The organism is Bradyrhizobium sp. LA2.1, from assembly GCF_040547725.1.
Taxonomy (GTDB): Bacteria; Pseudomonadota; Alphaproteobacteria; order Rhizobiales; family Xanthobacteraceae; genus Bradyrhizobium; species Bradyrhizobium barranii.
Window position 1 is genome coordinate 180827 of record NZ_JBEPQI010000014.1, and the last position, 18730, is coordinate 199556.

21 protein-coding genes are annotated in these 18730 nt (G+C 63.0%); 11 read left to right on the top strand and 10 right to left on the bottom strand.

Annotated features, from left to right (window positions below; genetic code table 11):
- Positions 1 to 4 precede the first annotated feature (4 nt).
- Both ABIB95_RS26675 and ABIB95_RS26680 read left to right on the top strand, forming a co-directional pair.
- On the top strand, positions 5 to 484 hold the full coding sequence (locus tag ABIB95_RS26675) for a carboxymuconolactone decarboxylase family protein (protein WP_354243566.1): 480 nt from the start codon (positions 5 to 7) through the stop codon (positions 482 to 484).
- Positions 485 to 516: 32 nt separating this feature from the next.
- Entirely contained in the window at positions 517 to 1020 is a 504-nt protein-coding gene (locus tag ABIB95_RS26680) for a cupin domain-containing protein (RefSeq protein WP_354243569.1), read from the top strand.
- Between the two features lie 30 nt (positions 1021 to 1050).
- Here the strand turns inward: ABIB95_RS26680 and ABIB95_RS26685 are convergent, their stop codons facing one another.
- Together ABIB95_RS26685 and efp are read right to left on the bottom strand one after the other, a co-directional pair.
- Entirely contained in the window at positions 1051 to 2673 is a 1623-nt protein-coding gene (locus tag ABIB95_RS26685) for a M23 family peptidase (RefSeq protein ID WP_354243572.1), read from the bottom strand.
- A gap of 17 nt (positions 2674 to 2690) precedes the next feature.
- Positions 2691 to 3257 (bottom strand): elongation factor P, encoded by a 567-nt coding sequence (gene efp / locus ABIB95_RS26690; protein WP_063983478.1) that lies wholly within the window; start codon positions 3255 to 3257, stop codon positions 2691 to 2693.
- A 162-nt stretch (positions 3258 to 3419) separates the two neighbouring features.
- On the opposite strand from efp, the gene epmA reads away from it, so the two are divergent.
- Genes epmA through ABIB95_RS26705 form a run of 3 tightly spaced genes read left to right on the top strand, consistent with a single transcriptional unit; the run spans position 3420 to position 5876 of the window.
- On the top strand, positions 3420 to 4484 hold the full coding sequence (epmA, locus tag ABIB95_RS26695; RefSeq protein ID WP_354243574.1) for an EF-P lysine aminoacylase EpmA: 1065 nt from the start codon (positions 3420 to 3422) through the stop codon (positions 4482 to 4484).
- Complete coding sequence (locus tag ABIB95_RS26700) at positions 4481 to 5575, top strand: lysine-2,3-aminomutase-like protein (protein ID WP_354243577.1); 1095 nt, start codon at positions 4481 to 4483, stop codon at positions 5573 to 5575. Before epmA ends, ABIB95_RS26700 begins: the two co-directional genes overlap by 4 nt.
- Positions 5576 to 5618: 43 nt before the next feature.
- The gene (locus ABIB95_RS26705; RefSeq protein ID WP_063983475.1) at positions 5619 to 5876 is read left to right on the top strand and encodes a hypothetical protein; all 258 of its coding nucleotides are present in this window, start codon (positions 5619 to 5621) and stop codon (positions 5874 to 5876) included.
- A gap of 58 nt (positions 5877 to 5934) precedes the next feature.
- Here ABIB95_RS26705 and ABIB95_RS26710 read toward each other — a convergent pair whose 3' ends face one another.
- The 8 genes from ABIB95_RS26710 to ABIB95_RS26745 form a co-directional block, all read right to left on the bottom strand.
- Positions 5935 to 7020, bottom strand: coding sequence for a 3-deoxy-7-phosphoheptulonate synthase (locus tag ABIB95_RS26710; RefSeq protein ID WP_063986391.1), 1086 nt, complete (start codon positions 7018 to 7020; stop codon positions 5935 to 5937).
- A 232-nt stretch (positions 7021 to 7252) separates the two neighbouring features.
- Entirely contained in the window at positions 7253 to 7831 is a 579-nt protein-coding gene (locus ABIB95_RS26715) for an HdeD family acid-resistance protein (RefSeq protein WP_063983474.1), read from the bottom strand.
- A gap of 69 nt (positions 7832 to 7900) precedes the next feature.
- Entirely contained in the window at positions 7901 to 8941 is a 1041-nt protein-coding gene (locus ABIB95_RS26720; RefSeq protein ID WP_354243580.1) for a PrsW family intramembrane metalloprotease, read from the bottom strand.
- A gap of 578 nt (positions 8942 to 9519) precedes the next feature.
- Positions 9520 to 9777, bottom strand: a complete 258-nt coding sequence (locus tag ABIB95_RS26725) for a hypothetical protein (RefSeq protein WP_354243582.1) — start codon at positions 9775 to 9777, stop codon at positions 9520 to 9522.
- Between the two features lie 137 nt (positions 9778 to 9914).
- Positions 9915 to 10922: an acyl-CoA desaturase gene (locus tag ABIB95_RS26730; protein ID WP_354096872.1), complete on the bottom strand. Its 1008-nt coding sequence runs from the start codon at positions 10920 to 10922 to the stop codon at positions 9915 to 9917.
- A 122-nt stretch (positions 10923 to 11044) separates the two neighbouring features.
- The gene (locus ABIB95_RS26735; protein ID WP_071917472.1) at positions 11045 to 11671 is read right to left on the bottom strand and encodes a PilZ domain-containing protein; all 627 of its coding nucleotides are present in this window, start codon (positions 11669 to 11671) and stop codon (positions 11045 to 11047) included.
- 141 nt (positions 11672 to 11812) lie between these two features.
- Positions 11813 to 12472 carry a hypothetical protein gene (locus ABIB95_RS26740; RefSeq protein ID WP_354243586.1) on the bottom strand — a complete coding sequence of 220 codons (660 nt, stop codon included), beginning with the start codon at positions 12470 to 12472 and terminating at the stop codon, positions 11813 to 11815.
- 1223 nt (positions 12473 to 13695) lie between these two features.
- Positions 13696 to 13926, bottom strand: a complete 231-nt coding sequence (locus ABIB95_RS26745; RefSeq protein WP_081369264.1) for a photosystem reaction center subunit H — start codon at positions 13924 to 13926, stop codon at positions 13696 to 13698.
- Positions 13927 to 15337: 1411 nt separating this feature from the next.
- Here ABIB95_RS26745 and ABIB95_RS26750 point away from each other — a divergent pair.
- The 6 genes from ABIB95_RS26750 to ABIB95_RS26775 all read left to right on the top strand — a co-directional run bounded on the left by ABIB95_RS26750 (position 15338) and on the right by ABIB95_RS26775 (position 18466).
- Positions 15338 to 15538, top strand: a complete 201-nt coding sequence (locus tag ABIB95_RS26750) for a hypothetical protein (RefSeq protein WP_354243589.1) — start codon at positions 15338 to 15340, stop codon at positions 15536 to 15538.
- Complete coding sequence (locus tag ABIB95_RS26755) at positions 15535 to 15786, top strand: hypothetical protein (protein ID WP_354243592.1); 252 nt, start codon at positions 15535 to 15537, stop codon at positions 15784 to 15786. Before ABIB95_RS26750 ends, ABIB95_RS26755 begins: the two co-directional genes overlap by 4 nt.
- Positions 15770 to 16375: a bifunctional DNA primase/polymerase gene (locus ABIB95_RS26760; protein ID WP_354243594.1), complete on the top strand. Its 606-nt coding sequence runs from the start codon at positions 15770 to 15772 to the stop codon at positions 16373 to 16375. Before ABIB95_RS26755 ends, ABIB95_RS26760 begins: the two co-directional genes overlap by 17 nt.
- Positions 16360 to 17286: a hypothetical protein gene (locus ABIB95_RS26765; protein WP_354243597.1), complete on the top strand. Its 927-nt coding sequence runs from the start codon at positions 16360 to 16362 to the stop codon at positions 17284 to 17286. Before ABIB95_RS26760 ends, ABIB95_RS26765 begins: the two co-directional genes overlap by 16 nt.
- Positions 17279 to 18055 carry a DUF3987 domain-containing protein gene (locus ABIB95_RS26770; protein ID WP_354243600.1) on the top strand — a complete coding sequence of 259 codons (777 nt, stop codon included), beginning with the start codon at positions 17279 to 17281 and terminating at the stop codon, positions 18053 to 18055. Before ABIB95_RS26765 ends, ABIB95_RS26770 begins: the two co-directional genes overlap by 8 nt.
- Positions 18056 to 18301: 246 nt before the next feature.
- Complete coding sequence (locus ABIB95_RS26775; RefSeq protein WP_354243603.1) at positions 18302 to 18466, top strand: hypothetical protein; 165 nt, start codon at positions 18302 to 18304, stop codon at positions 18464 to 18466.
- The last annotated feature ends 264 nt before the right edge of the window (positions 18467 to 18730 follow it).

Consider the following 18730-nt stretch of genomic DNA (forward strand, 5'->3'; position numbering starts at 1 on the left):
GCCAATGTCACACGCCCGCAGCGAGTACGAGGATTTCAAGAAGATCGCGCCCGATGCGTATGAGCTGGTGCTGGCGCTCGGCCAGGTGGCGGCCAAGGCGGGCCTCGACAAGCAGCTGCTCGAGCTGGTCAAGCTGCGCGCCTCGCAGATCAACGGCTGCGCCTTCTGCGTGCAGCACCACGTTCTGTTGTCGGAGCGGATCGGCGTGCCCGTGGACAAGCTCAATCTGGTCGCGGTCTGGCGCGAGGCGCCGGTCTTTTCCGCACGCGAGCGGGCCGCGCTGGCCTGGGCGGAGGCGCTGACCTTCCTGCCCGATGGCGTCAGTGAAGAGGTCTATGCGGAGACTTCCCGCGAATTCTCCGAGACCGAGCTGATGTACCTGACCTCGGCGGTCGCCTCGATCAACGTCTGGAACCGCTTTGGCGCCGCGTATCGCTGGACGCCGGCGAAGCGGCCGGTCGCAGCGAGCGCCGCGGTATCTTGATTGCAACAACGATAAAACAAGGGGAGGTTATCATGACTGCAATGAGTTTGACCCATGCTCAGCGTCCGGTGCCATCGCGCTCGATGGCGCTGGCCGTCGTCGGCGGGCTCGCCTGCGCGCTTGCGATCGGCAAGGCGTTGCCCGTGACGATGGATGCGGTATCCGGCGCGTTGGCGCCGCTCTGCGCGACCGCGGCGGAGAGCTCGCCGCTCGACAAGGTCGAACCGATCGGCTCCTACGCGCTGCCGAACGTCCCGGGCAAGCGCGTCACCATCGTGCGTGTGTTCTACGGTCCCGGCGGATTCTCGCGGCCGCATCGTCACGCGGGTTCGGTAACCGCCTACATCACCAAGGGTGAAATCCGTTCCCAGCTCGGCGGCGGTCCTGTCGAGACGTTTGGTGTCGGCCAGTCCTTCTTCGAGCCGCCGGGATCGACGCATCTGGTCTCGGCCAATGCCAGCGCGACCGAGCCGGCGGAATTGATCGCGGTATTCGTGGCGGACGAGGGCGCGCAGCTGACGACGCTGTTGGAGTAGTCCGTAGCGGCCGCATGAGCGAACTCGCCCTCAATTCTCCTCGCCGCTCGATCCCTCGCGCAGGTCCGGCTTGATCACGTCCTCCGGCAACGCATGCGCCACCGGCTGCGGCGTGCCGGCGATCTCGGGGCCGACTTCGCGGCCGCGGGCGTGGATCAGGCGTTCATAAGCCGAGACCAGCGTGACGTAAGGACTGACCCAGATCCAGCCGTCGCGAGTAAATACCTGCACGTCGAAATGCAAATGCATCGATGTGCCGGCGGGATGGTCGAGATAGTTGGAGACCACGCCGATCTTCTCGCCTTCGGTGACGATGCGGCCGTTGAGCATGCCGTCGCCGGTCAGCGCCTGCGGGTTCATGTGCATATAGCGGAAGCGAATATGCTCGGTGCGGCTGTTGACCTCGAGCGTCGCGGCCTGATCCTTGGCGCCGCGGATCACGATGGCGTCGCGCACCGCGACGACGCCGCGCTGCTTGCGATCGCAAGGTTCGTGGCCTTCGCCGGGCGGTGGGCATTCGGCGGCGCGGATGTCCTCGCCCTGGTGGCCATAACCGCCGCCGCACTGCCAGACCTCGAAACTGCGGGACTCGCAGAAATTGTCGCGCCAGGGATAGGCCGTCGGGCCGTCGCTCTTGTCGCGCTTGCCGTAGGATTGCGAACGCACGAAGGCGGGCGCCTTTTCGAGCGGAAAACGGATCTGCGCATAGGCCATCACATCCGGATGGCCGGCCTTGTTGCGATAGCCGGTGTTCGGGATGATATCGCCGCTCGGTCGGTAGGTGAAATCCGGCGACCGCGCTGAAGGACGATCGATGATGCTGGAGGCCATGTCCGTCAGCGGCCGCATGCGCTGGCCGCCGGCGATGCGGAGCCCTTTCAGGAAGCGCTCAGCAACCGGATAGGCTTCCTTGCAGGCGAGCCTCCGCGGCTTTGCGATGCTGTCCAGGCACTGGATGGAGACGACATAGGCAACGCCGAAGCGGGTGAAGGCGTAGCGCACATAGCCTTCCCGGATGAACCTGCGCAGGTCCGGATAAGTTGCCGCAAGCGGCTTGACCTGCTCGCCCTTGCCGCCGGCGGGATCGGCGACGTCGTAAACGAGTGCCGAGCCCGTGATCTGCACCTCGACCGGCCTTGTGTAGACGCGGCTCGGCATGCCGTCGCCGGCACCGGGTTCGAGCGAGAAGCTGGCACTGTAACCTGAGGGGCCGGCATCAAACATGTCGACGGGATTGAAATCGGCCTGATAGTGCGAGAGCGCGAGTGTCCCCGGCGCGCGATTGCGCTGCGCCTCGAGATAGGCGGCAGCATCGAACGGCAGCAGCACGGGCACGGAGCTGCGGGCGATACCGGTGAAGAATTGCGATGAGACCGCGTTGAGCTGCACCAGCGCAGGCATCGCGCGCGGATCGTAGCGTGGCACCGAACGGCGGGGTGCGAAGATGAAGTCGCCCGCGATCTGGGGACGACTGTTGACCTCGGTGCGGAACTGGTCGAGCGCTGCGCGCCAATCGACGCGTAGCGCCGTGAGCGAAGGGCTGCGGATTTCGTCCGCAGCGAGCGGAGTGGCGGTGAGGAGCGAAAGCGCCGCCAGAAACAGCGAGACGAAGCGGAAACTTTTCCCAACCACTGCCTCGGCCCCCGGCGGCACCTGCTCTGATTCCTCGCTTAGTCCTTGGCGCGCTCGGAGTAGGAGCCGTCTTCGGTCATCACCACGATACGGGTGCCGACGGCGATGTGCGGCGGCACAGTAGTGCGCAGGCCGTTGGAGAGCACCGCAGGCTTGTAGGAGGAGGAGGCGGTCTGGCCCTTGGTCACGGGCTCGGTCTCGACCACTTCCAGCGTCACGCGCTGCGGCAACGCGATCGACACCACGTTGACGTCATGCGTCGACAGCTTGACCGTCATACTCTCCTGGAGATAAGCGGCCGCATCGCCGATGACGTCCTTGGACACCTGGACCTGGTCATAGGTTTCCGGGTTCATGAAATGGAAGCCGTCGCCATCTTCATAGAGGAAGGTGAAGTTGCGCTCTTCGATCGTGGCCTTCTCGACCTGGTCGGTGGTCTTGTAGCGCTCGGAGATCTTTACCCCGTCCGAGATTCGGCGCATTTCGATCTGGCTGACCGGAGTGCCCTTGCCGGGATGGATGTTCTCGGCGGTCACAACGACATAAAGCTTGCCGTCTTGCTCGATCACGTTGCCCTTGCGAATAGAACTGGCGATGACTCTCAAAGCTATATTTCCTGCTTGCTTGGCCCGGCTCCGGCCAGGACGTGGTCAAATTGATGGGGGACCTGGGGCCTCAAATCAGACCGCGGCACCCGTTTCGGGCCGCAACATACGCATTTTGTCGTTGAATGCCAGCATTTTGCTGGCCTGCGGGGCGGCCGGTTGATGGTTGGGGACAAGCCGATTTCGCCGTTCTGGTCCCCCTCGCGGCACCTCGACCGGCGGCCGTTCCTCCAGGCCAGGGGGGCCATTACCGGGTCTCTCAGGGGCTTTTTCGCCGAGCAGGGGTTCCTTGAGGTCGAAACCTCGGTCCTCCAGGTCTCCCCGGGCAACGAAACCCATCTGCACGCCCCCCGGACCGAGATCATGCGGCCCGATGGCAGCCGTGCCAGCCGGTACTTGCGGACCTCGCCGGAATTCGCCTGCAAGAAGCTGCTGGCGGCGGGCGAGGAGCGGATTTTCGAATTCGCACGGGTGTTCCGCGACCGTGAGCGCGGCGACCTGCATCTGCCCGAATTCACCATGCTGGAATGGTACCGGGCCAGCGCCCCCTATGATGCCATTATGGCGGACACCGTCGTCGTCATCGCCCGCGCGGCGCAGGCGACCGGGATCGGGACGTTCTCCTTCCGCGGCCGGACCGCCGACCCCTTCGCTGAGCCGGAGCTGGTGACGGTCGCCGGCGCCTTCGAGCGGTTTGCAGGGATCGACCTGCTGTCGACAATCTCGGGCGGCGAGGGTAACCGTGCCGCGCTCGCGCAGGCGGCCGGCGCGAAGGTCCGCGTGGCGGAGGACGACACTTGGTCCGACATCTTCAGCAAGGTCCTGGTCGAGCATGTCGAGCCGCATCTGGGGCAGGGGCGTTTGACCATTCTGTTCGAATACCCATCTCCAGAGGCGGCGCTGGCGCGCGTGAAAGCCGATGACCCGCGGGTCGCCGAGCGGTTCGAGGTCTATGCCTGCGGCGTCGAACTCGCCAACGGCTTTGGCGAGTTGACCGACGCCGAGGAACAGCGCAAGCGCTTCACGGAGTCGATGGCGGAGAAGCAGCGCCGCTATGGCGAGGCCTATCCGCTGGACGAGGATTTTCTGGCCGCGGTCGCCCAAATGCCGGAGGCGAGCGGCGTCGCGCTCGGCTTCGACCGGCTGGTGATGCTGGCGAGCGGCGCAGCGCGGATCGATCAGGTGGTGTGGACACCGCCTCCAAATGAAACGTTAAGTGAGACATGACGAAGATCAACCTTGCACGCACCCTGCGTGAGCCGGCCGAGCTTGTGGCCGCGCAGCTTGCACCGGCCGAAGCGCTGCCCGCGCTTGAGCGTGTCGCCGCGCGCTACGCGGTGGCGATCACGCCGGCGCTGGTCGAGCTGATCGACACGTCCGATCCCGACGATCCGATCGCGCGGCAATTCGTTCCGACCGCCGCAGAACTGGAGATGCAGCCGGGCGAGAGCGCCGATCCGATCGGCGATCACCCGCACTCGCCGGTGCAGGGCATCGTGCATCGCTATCCCGACCGCGTGCTGTTCAAGCTCGTTCACGTCTGCGCGGTCTATTGCCGCTTCTGCTTCCGCCGCGAGATGGTCGGGCCCGGCAAGGAGAACGCGCTCTCGGACGGCGCATATCGCGCGGCGATCGACTACATCCGTTCGCACAGCGAGATCTGGGAGGTGATCCTGACCGGCGGCGACCCCTTGATGCTATCGCCGCGCCGGATGAGCGAGATCATGGCCGATCTCGCGGGAATCGATCACGTCAAGATCATCCGCCTTCACACCCGCGTGCCGGTAGCCGATCCCGCGCGGATCAGCGACGAGATGGTGGCTGCGTTGAAGGTCGAGGGCGCGACCACCTGGGTCGCGGTGCATGCCAACCATGCGCGCGAGTTGACGGGGCCTGCGCGCGCGGCCTGCGCACGGCTTGCCGATGCCGGAATTCCCATGGTGAGCCAGTCCGTGCTTTTGCGCGGCGTCAACGACAGCATTGCCGCTTTGTCGGATTTGATGCGAGCTTTCGTCGAATGCCGGATCAAGCCCTACTATCTGCATCACGGCGATCTCGCGCCGGGCACCGTGCATTTGCGAACGACGCTGGCCCAGGGGCAGGATTTGATGCGGCAGTTGCGCGGACGGGTGTCAGGACTGTGTCAGCCCGATTATGTCATCGACATTCCCGGCGGCGCCGGCAAATCGCCGGTGGGGCCGAATTATGTGTTGGCGGTGCAAAATACCGCAGCCGACGCGCGTGAAGCGGAAACGGAAACGCGCTATCGTATCGTGGATTATTGCGGCGACGTTCATCTCTATCCGCCCGAGACGTGAGCGGCGATGCAGAGAACGTGGGTTTGAGAATGGAGGAACGGACATGAAGAAGATCATGGTGGTGGCAGCGTCGCTCGTGGTCTTGCTTGGCGGCGCGGCGGTTGCACAGCCCAGCGGCTCCAAGGGGGCGACATCCGGCGGCGCGACGTCCGGGTCGGTGCCGCAGGCACCCATCGGTCATCGCCAGCCGCGCGCCGGCGATGTGCCGAACGAGAAGAATCTGAGCGATCCGAATAATCCCGTGAACAAGGAAGACGCGGCGCTCGACAAGAAGATCAAGAGCATCTGCCGCGGCTGTTAGCTTGTGGCTAGCGGCGGGCAGGGCGCGACAGCTCGCCCCGCCCGCGTTGGCTTTGGCCTTACGCCGAGCGTTCGTGCAGCCCCGCGCGCTTCGTGTTGCGCCGGATCTCGACCGCGTCAGCGAGTTGCTCGAGCGCGGTTGCCGTGGTCGCCCAGTCGATGCATCCGTCCGTGATGCTCTGGCCGTAGGTCAGCGGCTTGCCCGGCACCACGTCCTGGCGGCCGGCAACGAGATTGCTCTCGATCATCACACCCATGATACGGTTCTCGCCACCTGAGATCTGGCCGGCGATGTCGGCCATGACCAGCGGCTGGTTTTCCGGCTTCTTGCTCGAATTGGCGTGGCTTGCATCCACCATCACCAGCGGCGCGACGCCGGATTTGGCCAGATCGTTGCAGGCCGCCGCGACGCTTGCCGCATCGTAATTCGGCTTGCTGCCGCCGCGCAGGATGATGTGGCAATCCTCGTTGCCCGCGGTCGAAGCGATCGCCGAACGGCCGAGCTTGGTCACTGCCATGAAATGATGCGGATGCGAGGCCGACTTCACCGCGTCCGCAGCGATGCGCACATTGCCGTCGGTGCCGTTCTTGAACCCGACCGGGCAGGACAACCCCGAGGCCAGCTCGCGATGGATCTGGCTCTCGGTCGTGCGCGCGCCGATCGCGGCCCAGGACACGAGGTCCGCAATGTATTGCGGCGTCGTCATGTCCAGAAATTCTGCGCCGGCGGGCAGGCCGAGATTGTTTACCGCGGACAGCACGTTGCGCGCCAGCCGCAGGCCCTTGTTGATGTCGAAGCTGCCGTCCAGGTCAGGATCGTTGATCAGGCCCTTCCAGCCGACGGTGGTGCGCGGCTTCTCGAAATAGACCCGCATCACGATCTCGAGCTGGTCGGCCAGCTCTTCGCGCAAGCTCGCGAGGCGCTCGGCATATTCGAGCGCGGCCTTGGGATCGTGCACCGAGCAGGGGCCGACCACGACCAGCAGGCGGTCGTCCTGGCCGTTGAGGATGGCATGGATGGCGTTGCGCGCCGCCATCACCACACGCGTTGCGGTGAGCGTGCGCGGGACTTCCCGCATCACCTCTTCCGGTGTGCTCAGCTCTTTCAGTTCGCGGATACGAAGATCGTCGGTCGTGCTCAGCACGGCAGGCTCCTGTTTGTTTGAACCTGCCGGCAATAAAAAAAGCCGCCAGGTCTGGCGGCTTGTTCGGACGTTTGCTTCAATATTCAGATTGAGCGCGATCCTCCTGCCGCCAGCGAGCTGTCGTAGCTAAAGTACCAAAAATAGCTGGTGACGAGGGTGATCATGGCTGCCCATATAGCGCGCGATTGGCGGGTTGTCACCCCCCAATCGGCGCGAGGAGCCACGAGGCGCCTCAACTGTTGCTCTTGCGTGCAGCCAGCGCCATGCCGATCAGGGTGGCGCCGCCGAACAGCAAATTGATACCGACGAGGATGCCGATCGCCCATTCCGCCGAGCTCGGCAGCCCCGTGATCACCATGAACGCGATGGCGATGTCGACGAGGCCCGAGATCAGGAGCCAGGACCAGCGGCTGCTCAGCTCGCGGCGGTGCTCCAGCGCATACATGATGGTGGCGACGCCCTCGGCGAGGAAGTAGGCGCCGAGCACGATGGTCAGCGTCAGCACGGCCTGCATCGGCCGGGCCAGCAGGAGCATGCCTGCGAGCACGGCCAGCGCGGCCGAGATCAGCGACCACCAGAAACCCGGCGAGCTGCGCGCCCAATAGGTCACGATCAGTCCGCCGATGCCGCTGATCAGGAACATCCAGCCGAGAAAGATCGTGATCGCAAGGCTCGCGAGCGGCGGCAGGATCAGCGCGGCGACGCCGAGAACGGCAAGCAGGATGCCTTCGAACAGGAAAGCCTTCCAATGCGCCTTGACCGTTTCGCTCATGGCGGATTGCAGCCGGGAAAAATCCTCAGGCGATGTCATCGGCAGGCTCCAGATCGAAAGATGTGTGCTCAATCTAGTATGCACACACCGCGCTTGCCATCCCGGGGCTCAACCGCCGCCGTGCGCTGACGAAAAACCTTCGCCGCTGGTGCGAACGCGGTTGCGGCCGAGAATGTAGATCGCGATCGTGACGATCAGGAGCGCGAGGCCGAGCAGGATCGAGACGAAGCCGATCGGGATCAGGGCCAATGTCAGATTGCGCTCGGGGTTGATCAGCCAGTGATGGATCGAGGTCAGCACGAAGGCGAGGCCGAGGAAGCCGACGCCGCCGCCGGCGAGCAGCAGCGCCCACATCCGGCGCAGCTGGCTGAGCCGCTCCCGCGCGATATCGGTCCTCGGCGCGTGATGGCGCGCGACCCGCCGCACCAGGCGGATGGCGAAGGCGATCGAGCTGAAGCCGATCAGCAGGCTCGCTGCGCCCAGCCACATCCGCAGCGTCGGATCGAGATCGGGCATCCGCTGCAAGGTCAGCAGCGGGAAGTCGAAGGCCGAATGCAGCGCGACCGGGCCTGCGAAGATCAGCAGGCGGCTGGACAGGCGGGCCCAGTCGCGATGGTGGCGGTTGGCACCCAGCGCCGTGCCGGCGCGCGCGATCGTCAGGTAGGCGCCGGCGATGATGCCGAGCGCGCCGTGGAACGGCACGGTCAGCACGCTGCGCAGGGCGGCCAGCGAGCGCCACATCTCGGCGTGCTGGACGAGGTAGGCGAGGTTCTCGTAGGCGGCGAAGCCGAGGCCGACGGCGGCGCCATAGACCACGGTATCCATCGGATTGGCGAAGGTCCGCCGCTTGGTCGAGGAGACCAGCACGATGGCGATCACCTTGACCGCTTCCTCGGGCAGCGCGACCCCGAAGACCGAATGCATGGCGAGCGCCGCCCAGGGGTTGTCGGGGGCTGCAACCATCTTGGCGAAGGGCGCGCGAGCAAGGCCCAGCAGCGAAATGCTGGCCGCTCCGAGCAGGAACGCAGTCCAGACCTGGGCCGGCGGTCCCGGGCGCTCCTCGGCGGCAATGACGAGCCACAGCATCAGCAGCGCCGGGGCGATGGCGGCAGTTCCGATGACGGTGGGCAAAGCTTCAATCAGGTACATCGGCGCCGAAAATAGGTTCCCTTGATCTGCTTATCTACGTCTACCGATGCGACCATGTGTCATGCATTTGCTGTCGCGTCACTTAACAGGCGCGACAGCCAGCGTTCATCGGGATCGGCACCGAACGTGTAGAAGGCGAGCGCAATCAAGCGCATGACAGAACCAATTCGTCATTGACAGGAGCGGTCCGCGCTCGTCACCGGATCGCGATTGGCAAGTCAGATCAAGGCACTGCGCAGGTTTCTTCGATTCACGATGCACCTGGCTGAACCGCGAGTCCAGAGGCGGCGTGGCTGCCGCCCGGACAACGCTGGGCCGGGCCAACCGGCCTAGTCACGCTTCCTTGTGCGCCCACGTGGCGGCGCAGCGACCCGGCGCGCCCGCACCTGCTCCAGTTCCCAGAAGGCGCGTACGAGGCACGTGCCAAGGCAGAAGACGATGAGCAGCAGCAGGAAGGCCTGGTCGACGGCGGGGATGTGTATCATGACGTTGATTAAGCAACGTGCATGCCATGTGTTCCCGCAGCCGCCTGCGCCGCGCGCAGCCCGCAAGGCGATTTGGGCCGGCGTTCCCGCCCTTCAATGCGTGGTGAACGGCGGTGGGGTGTCCGGCGCGATGTCGAAGGCGCCGAGATGGAATTCCTCGCCGACGACCTCGTCCGGCTCGGCGTGGTGCGCGAGCAGCGTGAAGGCGGCTTGCGGGTATTGCTTCCAGATATCGAGATCGCCGGCCGTAATCGTCAGCCAGCCAAAGGTGTACATGTAGCGTCCGGGCTCGGTGACCCGGCCAACCCTGTCCCAAGTGATCTTATCAATCCTAATCTTGTTGACTGCCATTCGGTCCCCCGATCGCAAGTCTGCAAATGAGGTCCGGCACGAGGCACAGACCCTCAAAAGCTGATCCCGCAATGGGGCCGCGATAGGGCAGCGGAGCGGAGGCAAGGCGGCCGGAAGAACGCACGTCGCCTGCCGCCTTAGCGCGCCGTCGTGGCTGCCCGCGCCTCCGCTTCGGACGCCAGCTCGAGCTGACGGTGCGAGGCGTGGAAGACGTCGTGGACGAGGCCGATCTTCTCCATGCCCAAAATGATCAGGCCGTTGAGATCGATCTCCCACCAGGCGTGCGAGATATAGGCGTCCCGCGGGAAGCGGTGATGGTTGTTGTGCAGACCCTCGCCGAAGGTGAGGATCGTTGTCACGAACTCGTTGGTCGAGGCGTCCTCGACCTCGAAGCGGCGATAGCCGTAGGCGTGGCAGACCGAGCCGGTGAGCTGGCTGGTGAGGATCAGCAGGTAGCAGCGGAGCAGGCCGGAGAACAGCACGCAGCCGATCATGGTGTGCACGCCGCCGAAGGTGTAGCCGATCACGCCGGGAATGAAGACGCCGGACATCCCGTACCAGACCCAGCGCGTGCGCACGAAGAACATCGCGATCGGATCGGCGAGGATGTCCTTGGCATAGTATTCGTTGTCGGTGGTCGCCTGGTCGAACACCCAGCTGCCCTGGGCGTGCAGGAAACCCTTGAGCGCGCTGACATAGCGATTGCCGAAGCCGTCGAATTGCGGGCTGTGGGGATCGCCGACGTCATCGGCATAGAGGTGATGGCGGCGGTGGTTGGCAACCCATTTCGCGATCGAGCCCTGCACCGCCATCTGGGCGATGGCGCAGAAGAAGACGCGCATGATCGGGCCGGTGCGGAAGCTGCGATGGACGAACAGGCGGTGCATGCCGGCACCGATGCCGAACGTCGTCAGCGCGAACATCCAGGCGAAGGTAAACAGCTCCACCTTGCCGACGCCCTGCGTGATGGCCCAGATGATGCCCGCGACAGCGCCGACATAGAGAATACCGAGGAGGAGATAGCTTTCGCGCAATTTGGCCTGGACGAGTGGGCCTTCAGTGATGACGCCGGGCGGGAGTTGCGGCTTTGCGGCGGCGGGCGCGTTTTGGGCGGTCTCTGCCGGGGCGAACTCAGCGATGGACATTCCAGGACTTCCAATAAGTCGAGGCCCGCAGTGATTGCGGACGTGCTGGGTCACACCCTACCGTGCGGGGATCGGCACCTCCAGTATTTAGTTAAAGTTGAGTTAAAATCGATCGGGCCGATTCAGGCCGATTGCAGCATGGGCGTGCGGACGACCAGGCGGACGAGGTCGTCCCGCTGCTGCTTCTCGGCGAACTTGACCGCAAAGCCGTTGTCGAATTTGCGAATGACGCGCCCGACGCAGGCGCCGACCGCAAGCGGGGTTCCGATCGCCGGGTCGTATTCGCAGGATATCGCGACGCCGGCCGTGGAGACGTCGATGATGAAGCAGGCATGGGTGCTGCCGTCGGCGAGCGTCAGAAAGCTGTGCGAGACCTGGGGAACGAACCGCGCGTCATTGCGCAGTTCCAGAATGCTGGCGTCCTTCTGCTTCTTCTCCAGCCAGGTCAGCTTTTCCGACATCCAGGCGCGCCGCTCCCGCGTCATGTCGAGTTCCATCAGGAAGCCCGCCTTCAGCGTCGCGCTGATGGTGCACTGGAATTCGCCAAAGTCCTGAAAATAGGAGGTCACGCGCTCGCCGACCTTTCCGACAACAGGCACGTCGACGATCATGCGGAACGGGGAGACACGCTTGGTGCGGCAGGCGAAGGTGCGCAGCTGGCCCTCACAATCGTACCAGCGCGGCAGCGAGTAGCTGCCGCTCACGCTGACTTCCACTGCACGCTGCCGGAGGAACTCTGAGACGGACATGAACGCCAATCGTGTTTCGGATTGTTTCCGTAGATTCACGGTAGGGCGCAACGTCTAAGCAAACGATACGCCGATCAAATAGCAGGGGTAAATTTCCGGTAAACGCCCCGGCCGTCTCACGACATCGTCATTGCGCGCCGCTCAGAGAGATCCGAGCAGCACCAGCAAGGCGAGCAGGCCAAGGGCCATGAGGAGCTTGATCGTCGTCGCGGTCAGGCTGTCCGGCCTGATCTGAAATCCGAACCACGGCAATGCGTGCCGCATCGCCAGCCCCGCAGACGCTTCGACGGTCGCGAACACGACGGCGATGCCGGCAATGGCGGACCAGGATGTGTCCGGCGGCATCCATGCCGCAAGCCAGGCCGGGACGGAGCCTTGCAAGCATGCGAGCAGCACGAACCATCCGAACAGGGATGCGAAGCCCTTGATGATGTCGGGACCGACCGTATCCGGCTCGAACCGGATGCCGACCACTCTGAGCGCGTGCTCGATGCGCTCGCCGTCGGTGAGGAAGAGATAGGCGCCGAGGTAGAGCGGAACGCGCGACTGGAAGAGCAGGGCGATGACACCGAACAGGACCGTGTAGCCCAAGGCATCGCCGAGAATGTCCACGCCGCTCGTGTGCGACGGCGTCGGCACCGTCGCGGCCTGGGGCTGCGGAAGCGATCGGGCGCGTGCCATGTGCTCCAGCATTCTGGCGCGCCGCTCCGGCGCGTAGGGCGCGGTACGGTGCATCCAGGACGGCGGTGCCGGCGAGGCGGCGCCGGTCTGGCGGTCCGAGGGGGATTTGCGCTGCGCCATGGGCCTGTACCGGTTCCAACGGGACATTGGTCGTCGGTCAGGGGCGGGGAGGTTCATGGAGGGGCGGCGGATTTCGCCGCATCACCCGACCCGATGGCCCGGATGATGGCGCTCCCTGGCGGAATCGAACCGCTCTCTCCACCGTGAAAGAGATGGGATGATGTCCATGGTCGTTTATCCCCGTCTAAAAATGCGTGCTGCTTCGGCTTCCTCGTCGAGCTTACGCATCCGCTCCTGGTGGTAGGCCCTGGCGGCCGCTCGGTTCTCTGCCTTGGTCATTGCGCCATCGAAGCCTGGCGCCGCGAGAGTCAAATTATCAATCCCTTGGGCCGCGGAACGAACGCGGGCTACTGCGCATCGTGGGTGTGGAAAAGCAAAGGCCCCGCCGGTTCACGCTCGCGGGCCCCAGCCTTGTTGCATGCGCTAATCATTCGTGAATTGCCCAGCCCTGACGCCGTAGAAATACTGATCCAGCTATGATGGCGGTGGCGTTGATTACCGGCTGTGTCAGCGTTTTGGCTCTAGGCGCCACATTCGCGGTGGTCATCTATTTCGATGCTAGAGCGGATCGCAGGCGCCAACAGTAAGGCCGCGCCAGAAGTTGATTGCCTGATGAACAGGATCACTCAAACGTTGGGCCGGACGGGGATGTCCCTTGTTGTCGTCTCTCTCGTCTCTGCCTGCTCCAGCTCAGAACATGCCGCTCCGAAGTCAGTTGCTCGATCTGGCGCGCCGTGGGCCCGAGACCTCAATGAGCCGCCCCCAAATCGAGAGCCCGCGAGTGCCGCAACTGCACAGACAAAGGCAGACCTGAATGCTGCGCGCCAGAAGGCGGTTACCGGGCGGTAGGGGGCTTTCGCGCTGAGTCGTCCGCAAGCTTACCTGTGCTGGCAGAACTTCACGAGCGGCGGGGCTTTGGTCCCGCGCCTAGATCAGCGGAAAATGGTTGTTCCTATATTGAAGGGCTGACGGATCCGCAGGGCTCGTGGGTTAGGAGCACGTGCCCGTGCCAACATTCATGGTGCGTTTGGGCGAAGCCAATCAAGGCCAGGATAATCGAAGCCACTGCGACGCATCCGGCTACAACGTTCTGCATCATGGCTGCCACTCCAGGTAAACTGTGATTGGCTTACTCGGCCAGGCACCGGCGAGCAGGCCTTCGAAGTCCGCGCTGGGCGCCCGGTCACCGAGTGATCACCGCGGACGGTGACCGGGCGGACAAGCTATCTGGCGAAACCGGAGTCTAGAAGCTTCAGAGTCGAAATCGGCCACTTGCCGTCGTGGCCACCGATCGAGATCCGGAGCCCGTGCACCTCGTCAAGGAAGACGTGATCAACCGTCCCCGCCTTACCGTCGGTCAGGATAACACCCCTGCCGATTAGCTCCGTCTCGGCAGCATGAAGTTCTCGAAGGATGTTCGTCGCTCGTTTGGTCCAGTCATCGGACATGGTCATGCCCTACGCGGCTGGCGGATTAGTGAAGATCAGTCAGAGCGGCAGATGCATTGAGGCCATCGCCGCTTCGCGCGAGTCAGTGCCGCCAACCGTCCTTGTCGAGCTCGACCCTGAAACCTTCCGGCAGCCGCGGCGTCTCGCCTTCGGTCACGACTTGCAGCGCGGGTTACTTCGGTGGGCGCAAATCGCCTTGAAGCCAGCGGCCATTGGAATGCATGGGATCTTCATGCGTTGCGAATGTCGTAAGTGCGTGATTGCAGACAGCGCAGCGAAACCTGTGCAAGTCCACGCTTAGGCTTTTTGGCTCGATGCTGACGAGCATCATCTGGGCCTTGCACCTCGGACAGGCTGGGCGCGCAAATGGAGCCGGCGGAATGGGCCGCGCCAATCTGGCGGCCCACCGTTGTTCGAACTTTCTTTCGAGGTCCGCAGGGATCGTGCTCATGATCCGAACTCCGGGGTTCGCGATCCTGCCCCGGTGCTAACGCCTCAACGCTCACCGCGCCCTAAAGGTCCCAAACAGCACCAGAGGGAACCATCGCGTCCGCAGCTGCGCGGTAGTCGGCCGCCAGCGCGTTCAGTCCGTCGCGCGCGAGAACGAGATCGTCATCGTCCGCCCAATCCGAGCAAAGGCGCTCCATTTCGCGCAGCTCCGCGACCCGGCGCTGTGTACGAGTCCATACCCGTATATTGGACAGGTGTTGGACACGGCGGCGGAGGAGGGCGGCAAGTGATTGATTTTGTTGGCGCTCCCTAGCGGAATAAAACCATAGGGAATGATAAAATTTCCGATTATATTTCAATATGTTAAAATCTTTTCGTTTCGACGTGTATCTACGCGGTGTATCTACATTTTGGGTAGCGGTAGCCGACTTGGCTGCCGAAACTAACGATTCGATGAGGGTCGGTAGAGCGCAAACCCATAACTATACATCGTGCAACAAAACTTGATTTGACTTTTCGTATTGCGGTTGAGGTCCCGTTCTGCTATGTGCGACTCATGGCGACGTTGCGCGATTCGAGGGCGCGCCCGTGACTGCCCGGCGGACACCTTGTCCGTCATCGGCTCATAGCCGAGGTAATGCAGCCGCTCAGCGGCAACGCTAACCGAAAATTCCCACACCCATGACCACCCTAAATGCGCCTGCCGTAATCGCGGAGCGCCTTAACGCAGCCCTCGACATCATTGCCGAGGTGATGGTGCTGCACGACCGGCCGGGCTTTGCGCCCTACGTCGAACGCCTTGAGCGGGAGCTAGCCGCTCTGCGGTCAAGTGATGACGTAATGGCTCGGGCTCGACGGCGGCTCGCTGCCCGCGGCGCCAACGACAATTCAAAGAGCGGCACCCAATCCGCCATCAGCACGATCGGCCTTTCTGCCGAGTGCGGTTTTTCAACCGGGGACTATTACAGTGAAAACCTCTGCCGAGATATTGGCCGAGATCGATGCCTTTGACGCAAGGGTCTGGGCATCACTCAACATCGATAGCAACGAACGCCCGAGCACTTGGCTCGACTACACGTTCGATGAGCAACTTGCATTGGAGCACCAGCGGCGCGAACAGCTTTGCGAGCAACTGGCGGAGGCAATTGAGGCGGGGACCAAACAGTGAAGGTCATCGACATCCGCCCCAGCCCTCCGGGCTCGACGACGCTTGCGCGCTTCGACCTGCAGCTAAACGAGCACCTGCGGCTTTTTAACTTGGCGCTTCGCCAGCGTGGTGACGACCACTGTTGGACAGTAGCGCCCAACGCCTTTGGCGAACGCACTGCTGCGTTCGGCGAACAATTCAACCGCGCAATTTCTGATATGGCCCTCGCGGCCCTCATGGAGCTTCCGGCCAATGCAGCCCACAGTTAAGAACAACGACGATACGAACGATATTACCGGCCTTCGCAGCCTGCTCTGCGAACAGGGCTACCAGCACATCCCCGTTCTGGATAAGGGGCCGCGCATTGCTGGCTGGGCGAAGAAGCGCATTACCGCCGGTCAGGTGGACGGATATCTTCGCCAATACCCGGACCACCTCCGCACCGGCATCCTATGCGGTAACGATCTCGTTGCAATCGACATCGATGCGCCGACAGAGGCGGTCAGCGATAGGCTGATTGAGCGGCTGACCGAGATCGCGCCGGCCGCCGCCCGCGCGCCGCGCCGTACCGGTAAAGCCCCCAAACTCATAGTCCTTCTTCGCGCTACTGAGCCGGGCGAGAAGAGCGCCACGTCGGAGTTTATGATCGGTGGTGCGAAGCACCAGGTCGAGGTTCTGCGAGATGGCCAACAGTTTGTCGCTTTCGGCGATCACGTCGAGACCGGCAAGCCATATCGTTGGGACAACGGCTCGCCGCTCGATATCAAGCCGGCGGACCTTCCAGCCATTACCAATGATGAGATCGCCGCCTTCTTTCCGACGCGGAAGCCATTCTCGCTGGTATGGGCGAGCGCGTAAAAGAGAAGCCTAAAACGAAGCGCACCCATAGCGGGGACTCGTTCTGGCAGCAGGTCAACACAGCGGCTATTGCCTCGCCAGACCGATGGGTGAAAACGCTCTTCCCCCGCGCACAGTACCAACCCGGCACTGGAGCGTGGCGAGTCTCCAGCGAAGAGCTTGGCCGGAAACTCGAAGAGGACATCTCAATCCATCCCGATGGGATTCAAGACTTCGGCCGTGAGCACGGCATCAACCCGATTGAGTTGGTCCGCGAGTATGGTGGTGCCCCGACGACAAAGGACGCTGCATTCTGGCTCTGTGAGCGCATGGACATTGCGCCGGCCGACCTCGGATGGGAGCGGCGCCAGGCCGTTGCGATTATTACCGGTCGCACAGCGTTACCGAAGCCGGCGAACGATGACATCAGGTCTTCCACGAGCCGTCGCAGTGATGGGGATCCATTCACCCCGGAGGCTTGCGGCGGTCTCATGGCGGGCATCTCTCGGTGGATACTCGACACGTCTCGGCGTAAGTCACCCGAGTTTGCGGTCATGTCGGCAATCGCCTTCATGTCCGTTTTCTATGGGCGGCGCGTCATCAGCCCGACCGGATGTGGCGTGAACCTCTACTTGGCCGGCATCGCCGGCCCCGGGTTCGGCAAAGAGGCGCCGCTGCAACGGTTGGTGAGGTTGCTACAGGATGCCGACATGGCGTTTCTCGTGGGTGCCGGTGAAGTATCCAGCGCCAGTGCGATCGAGAAGATACTGCGCCGTAAGCCGGTCGTCGTAATGCCATGGGACGAAGTTGGCGACGTTCTGGAGTCGATAAACGCAAGGAAATGGGAACTGGGCGGCGACAATACGCAAGGCGATGTTGGAACTATACTCAAAATCGACCGGTGTCTGGTTCGGCAAAGAAACCATGGATGACGATCGGATCGGCGCCCCGATCCATTGCCCGTCGTTGACCGTGGTGGGCGCATCGACACCAACGCGGTTTTACGGCGGGCTGTCGGATAAGAACCTGTCGGACGGCTTCGCCGCCCGCATGGTCTTTATTGCTCCGACCAAACGTCCAGAGCGAGGTAATCCCCGCGACAACGGGCTGGCCGTGCCCGAGCCGTTGCGGAACGCGATCAAGGAAGCGCAGAAGACGTTCCCGTGGCCGTCCATGAACTCGCAGGGGAATTGGCGGACGCCCGATGTTCAGCCTCATCTGTACGAAGTCCCCTGGGCCGATGATGCGGCCGAGGCCGAGTGGCTGGCAATCGAAGATTGGCAGGAAGCTGAGATTGACCGCGATGAAACCAGGGATGGTCTCGTTGGACGACTGGCAGAGAACGCAATCCGGTTGGCCACCTTACGTGCGCTCAGTCGCGGCCCCTCGCAGCCTTCAGTCAACGTCGAGGATGTGCGGTGGGCAAACGCCATCATGTTGGCTTCCGTTCGATCACTCGATGACGGCGTCGATAAGTATATGTCTAGCAGCCAGTTTGAGCAGCTCTGCCAAGCTATTCTTTCTTCGCTTCGCAGCAGCCGTGGTGGCTCCATGTATCGAGCTGAATTGCTAAAGCGGCGCGGCATCAGTGGCTCAGATACCAGGACGTTTGATGCTGCGATCCTCAGGCTTCAGGAAACCCGCGAGATCGAAAAGACGGATGGCAAGCGGTTCGTTCTCTCGCCCGCCAGTAGTGGGTGAGAGACTTGCAGAACCCTTGCAAAAGCACGGCAATTGCAACGAGCTGGTACGTGAGATTGTGCCAGGGTGTTGCAATTGGCAAGAGTTTCGCAAGTGGTGTAGTGGTTGTAAGTATATGATATATATACGTATTATCTATTCACTTGCAGATCTGCAGCATTTGCGATCACTCCCGATTTTTTCGGATCACTCCGAAAATCCGTATGGGTTGCAAATCTGCAAATCGGGTGTCGAACGGGGGTTGCGATGATTGATCCGGACACGATCGAAGATGCCGACGAATGCGACGGCGAGAGCCTGCACGCGTACGGCTACGACCGCGAGAAGGGCGAGTGGCGGTGGCAATGGGTGCCAATCGAGGCGCTGCTGGAGGCCGGCCGCGGCGATCTGTTGCCGTGGGGGCAGGGGTAGGGGCCATTCCGAAGTTGCCAGCCCACGTTCCCGCCTACCGGCCCCAAACTCGCACGCTAAATCCCGCAGATTTCGAGGAAAATTTTGGCCCGTGTCATTTTTCGGCGGGATGACGCGTGCAGCTTGGCGAGCGGTCGGGGGTGACCGCGCCAGAGCCTGAACCACCCCTGGGTGTTCTTATCCCTTGGAGCCCGGCGCCAAACAAACCAGTGGCCCAGGCACGCGCAAACTTTTTTGATTGTTTTGATTATTTATCAAAAACCC

Bases quoted from the DNA above. Each gene is read 5' to 3' on its own strand.
- ABIB95_RS26725 (WP_354243582.1), bottom strand. From the start codon at position 9,777: ATGGCAGTCAACAAGATTAGGATTGATAAGATCACTTGGGACAGGGTT.
- ABIB95_RS26730 (WP_354096872.1), bottom strand. From the start codon at position 10,922: ATGTCCATCGCTGAGTTCGCCCCGGCAGAGACCGCCCAAAACGCGCCC.
- ABIB95_RS26675 (WP_354243566.1), top strand. From the start codon at position 5: ATGTCACACGCCCGCAGCGAGTACGAGGATTTCAAGAAGATCGCGCCC.
- ABIB95_RS26760 (WP_354243594.1), top strand. From the start codon at position 15,770: ATGCAGCCCACAGTTAAGAACAACGACGATACGAACGATATTACCGGC.
- ABIB95_RS26700 (WP_354243577.1), top strand. From the start codon at position 4,481: ATGACGAAGATCAACCTTGCACGCACCCTGCGTGAGCCGGCCGAGCTT.
- ABIB95_RS26770 (WP_354243600.1), top strand. From the start codon at position 17,279: ATGGATGACGATCGGATCGGCGCCCCGATCCATTGCCCGTCGTTGACC.
- ABIB95_RS26680 (WP_354243569.1), top strand. From the start codon at position 517: ATGACTGCAATGAGTTTGACCCATGCTCAGCGTCCGGTGCCATCGCGC.
- ABIB95_RS26715 (WP_063983474.1), bottom strand. From the start codon at position 7,831: ATGACATCGCCTGAGGATTTTTCCCGGCTGCAATCCGCCATGAGCGAA.
- epmA (WP_354243574.1), top strand. From the start codon at position 3,420: ATGGTTGGGGACAAGCCGATTTCGCCGTTCTGGTCCCCCTCGCGGCAC.
- ABIB95_RS26775 (WP_354243603.1), top strand. From the start codon at position 18,302: ATGATTGATCCGGACACGATCGAAGATGCCGACGAATGCGACGGCGAG.
- ABIB95_RS26720 (WP_354243580.1), bottom strand. From the start codon at position 8,941: ATGTACCTGATTGAAGCTTTGCCCACCGTCATCGGAACTGCCGCCATC.
- ABIB95_RS26745 (WP_081369264.1), bottom strand. From the start codon at position 13,926: ATGACCATGTCCGATGACTGGACCAAACGAGCGACGAACATCCTTCGA.
- ABIB95_RS26765 (WP_354243597.1), top strand. From the start codon at position 16,360: ATGGGCGAGCGCGTAAAAGAGAAGCCTAAAACGAAGCGCACCCATAGC.
- ABIB95_RS26740 (WP_354243586.1), bottom strand. From the start codon at position 12,472: ATGGCGCAGCGCAAATCCCCCTCGGACCGCCAGACCGGCGCCGCCTCG.
- ABIB95_RS26735 (WP_071917472.1), bottom strand. From the start codon at position 11,671: ATGTCCGTCTCAGAGTTCCTCCGGCAGCGTGCAGTGGAAGTCAGCGTG.
- ABIB95_RS26705 (WP_063983475.1), top strand. From the start codon at position 5,619: ATGAAGAAGATCATGGTGGTGGCAGCGTCGCTCGTGGTCTTGCTTGGC.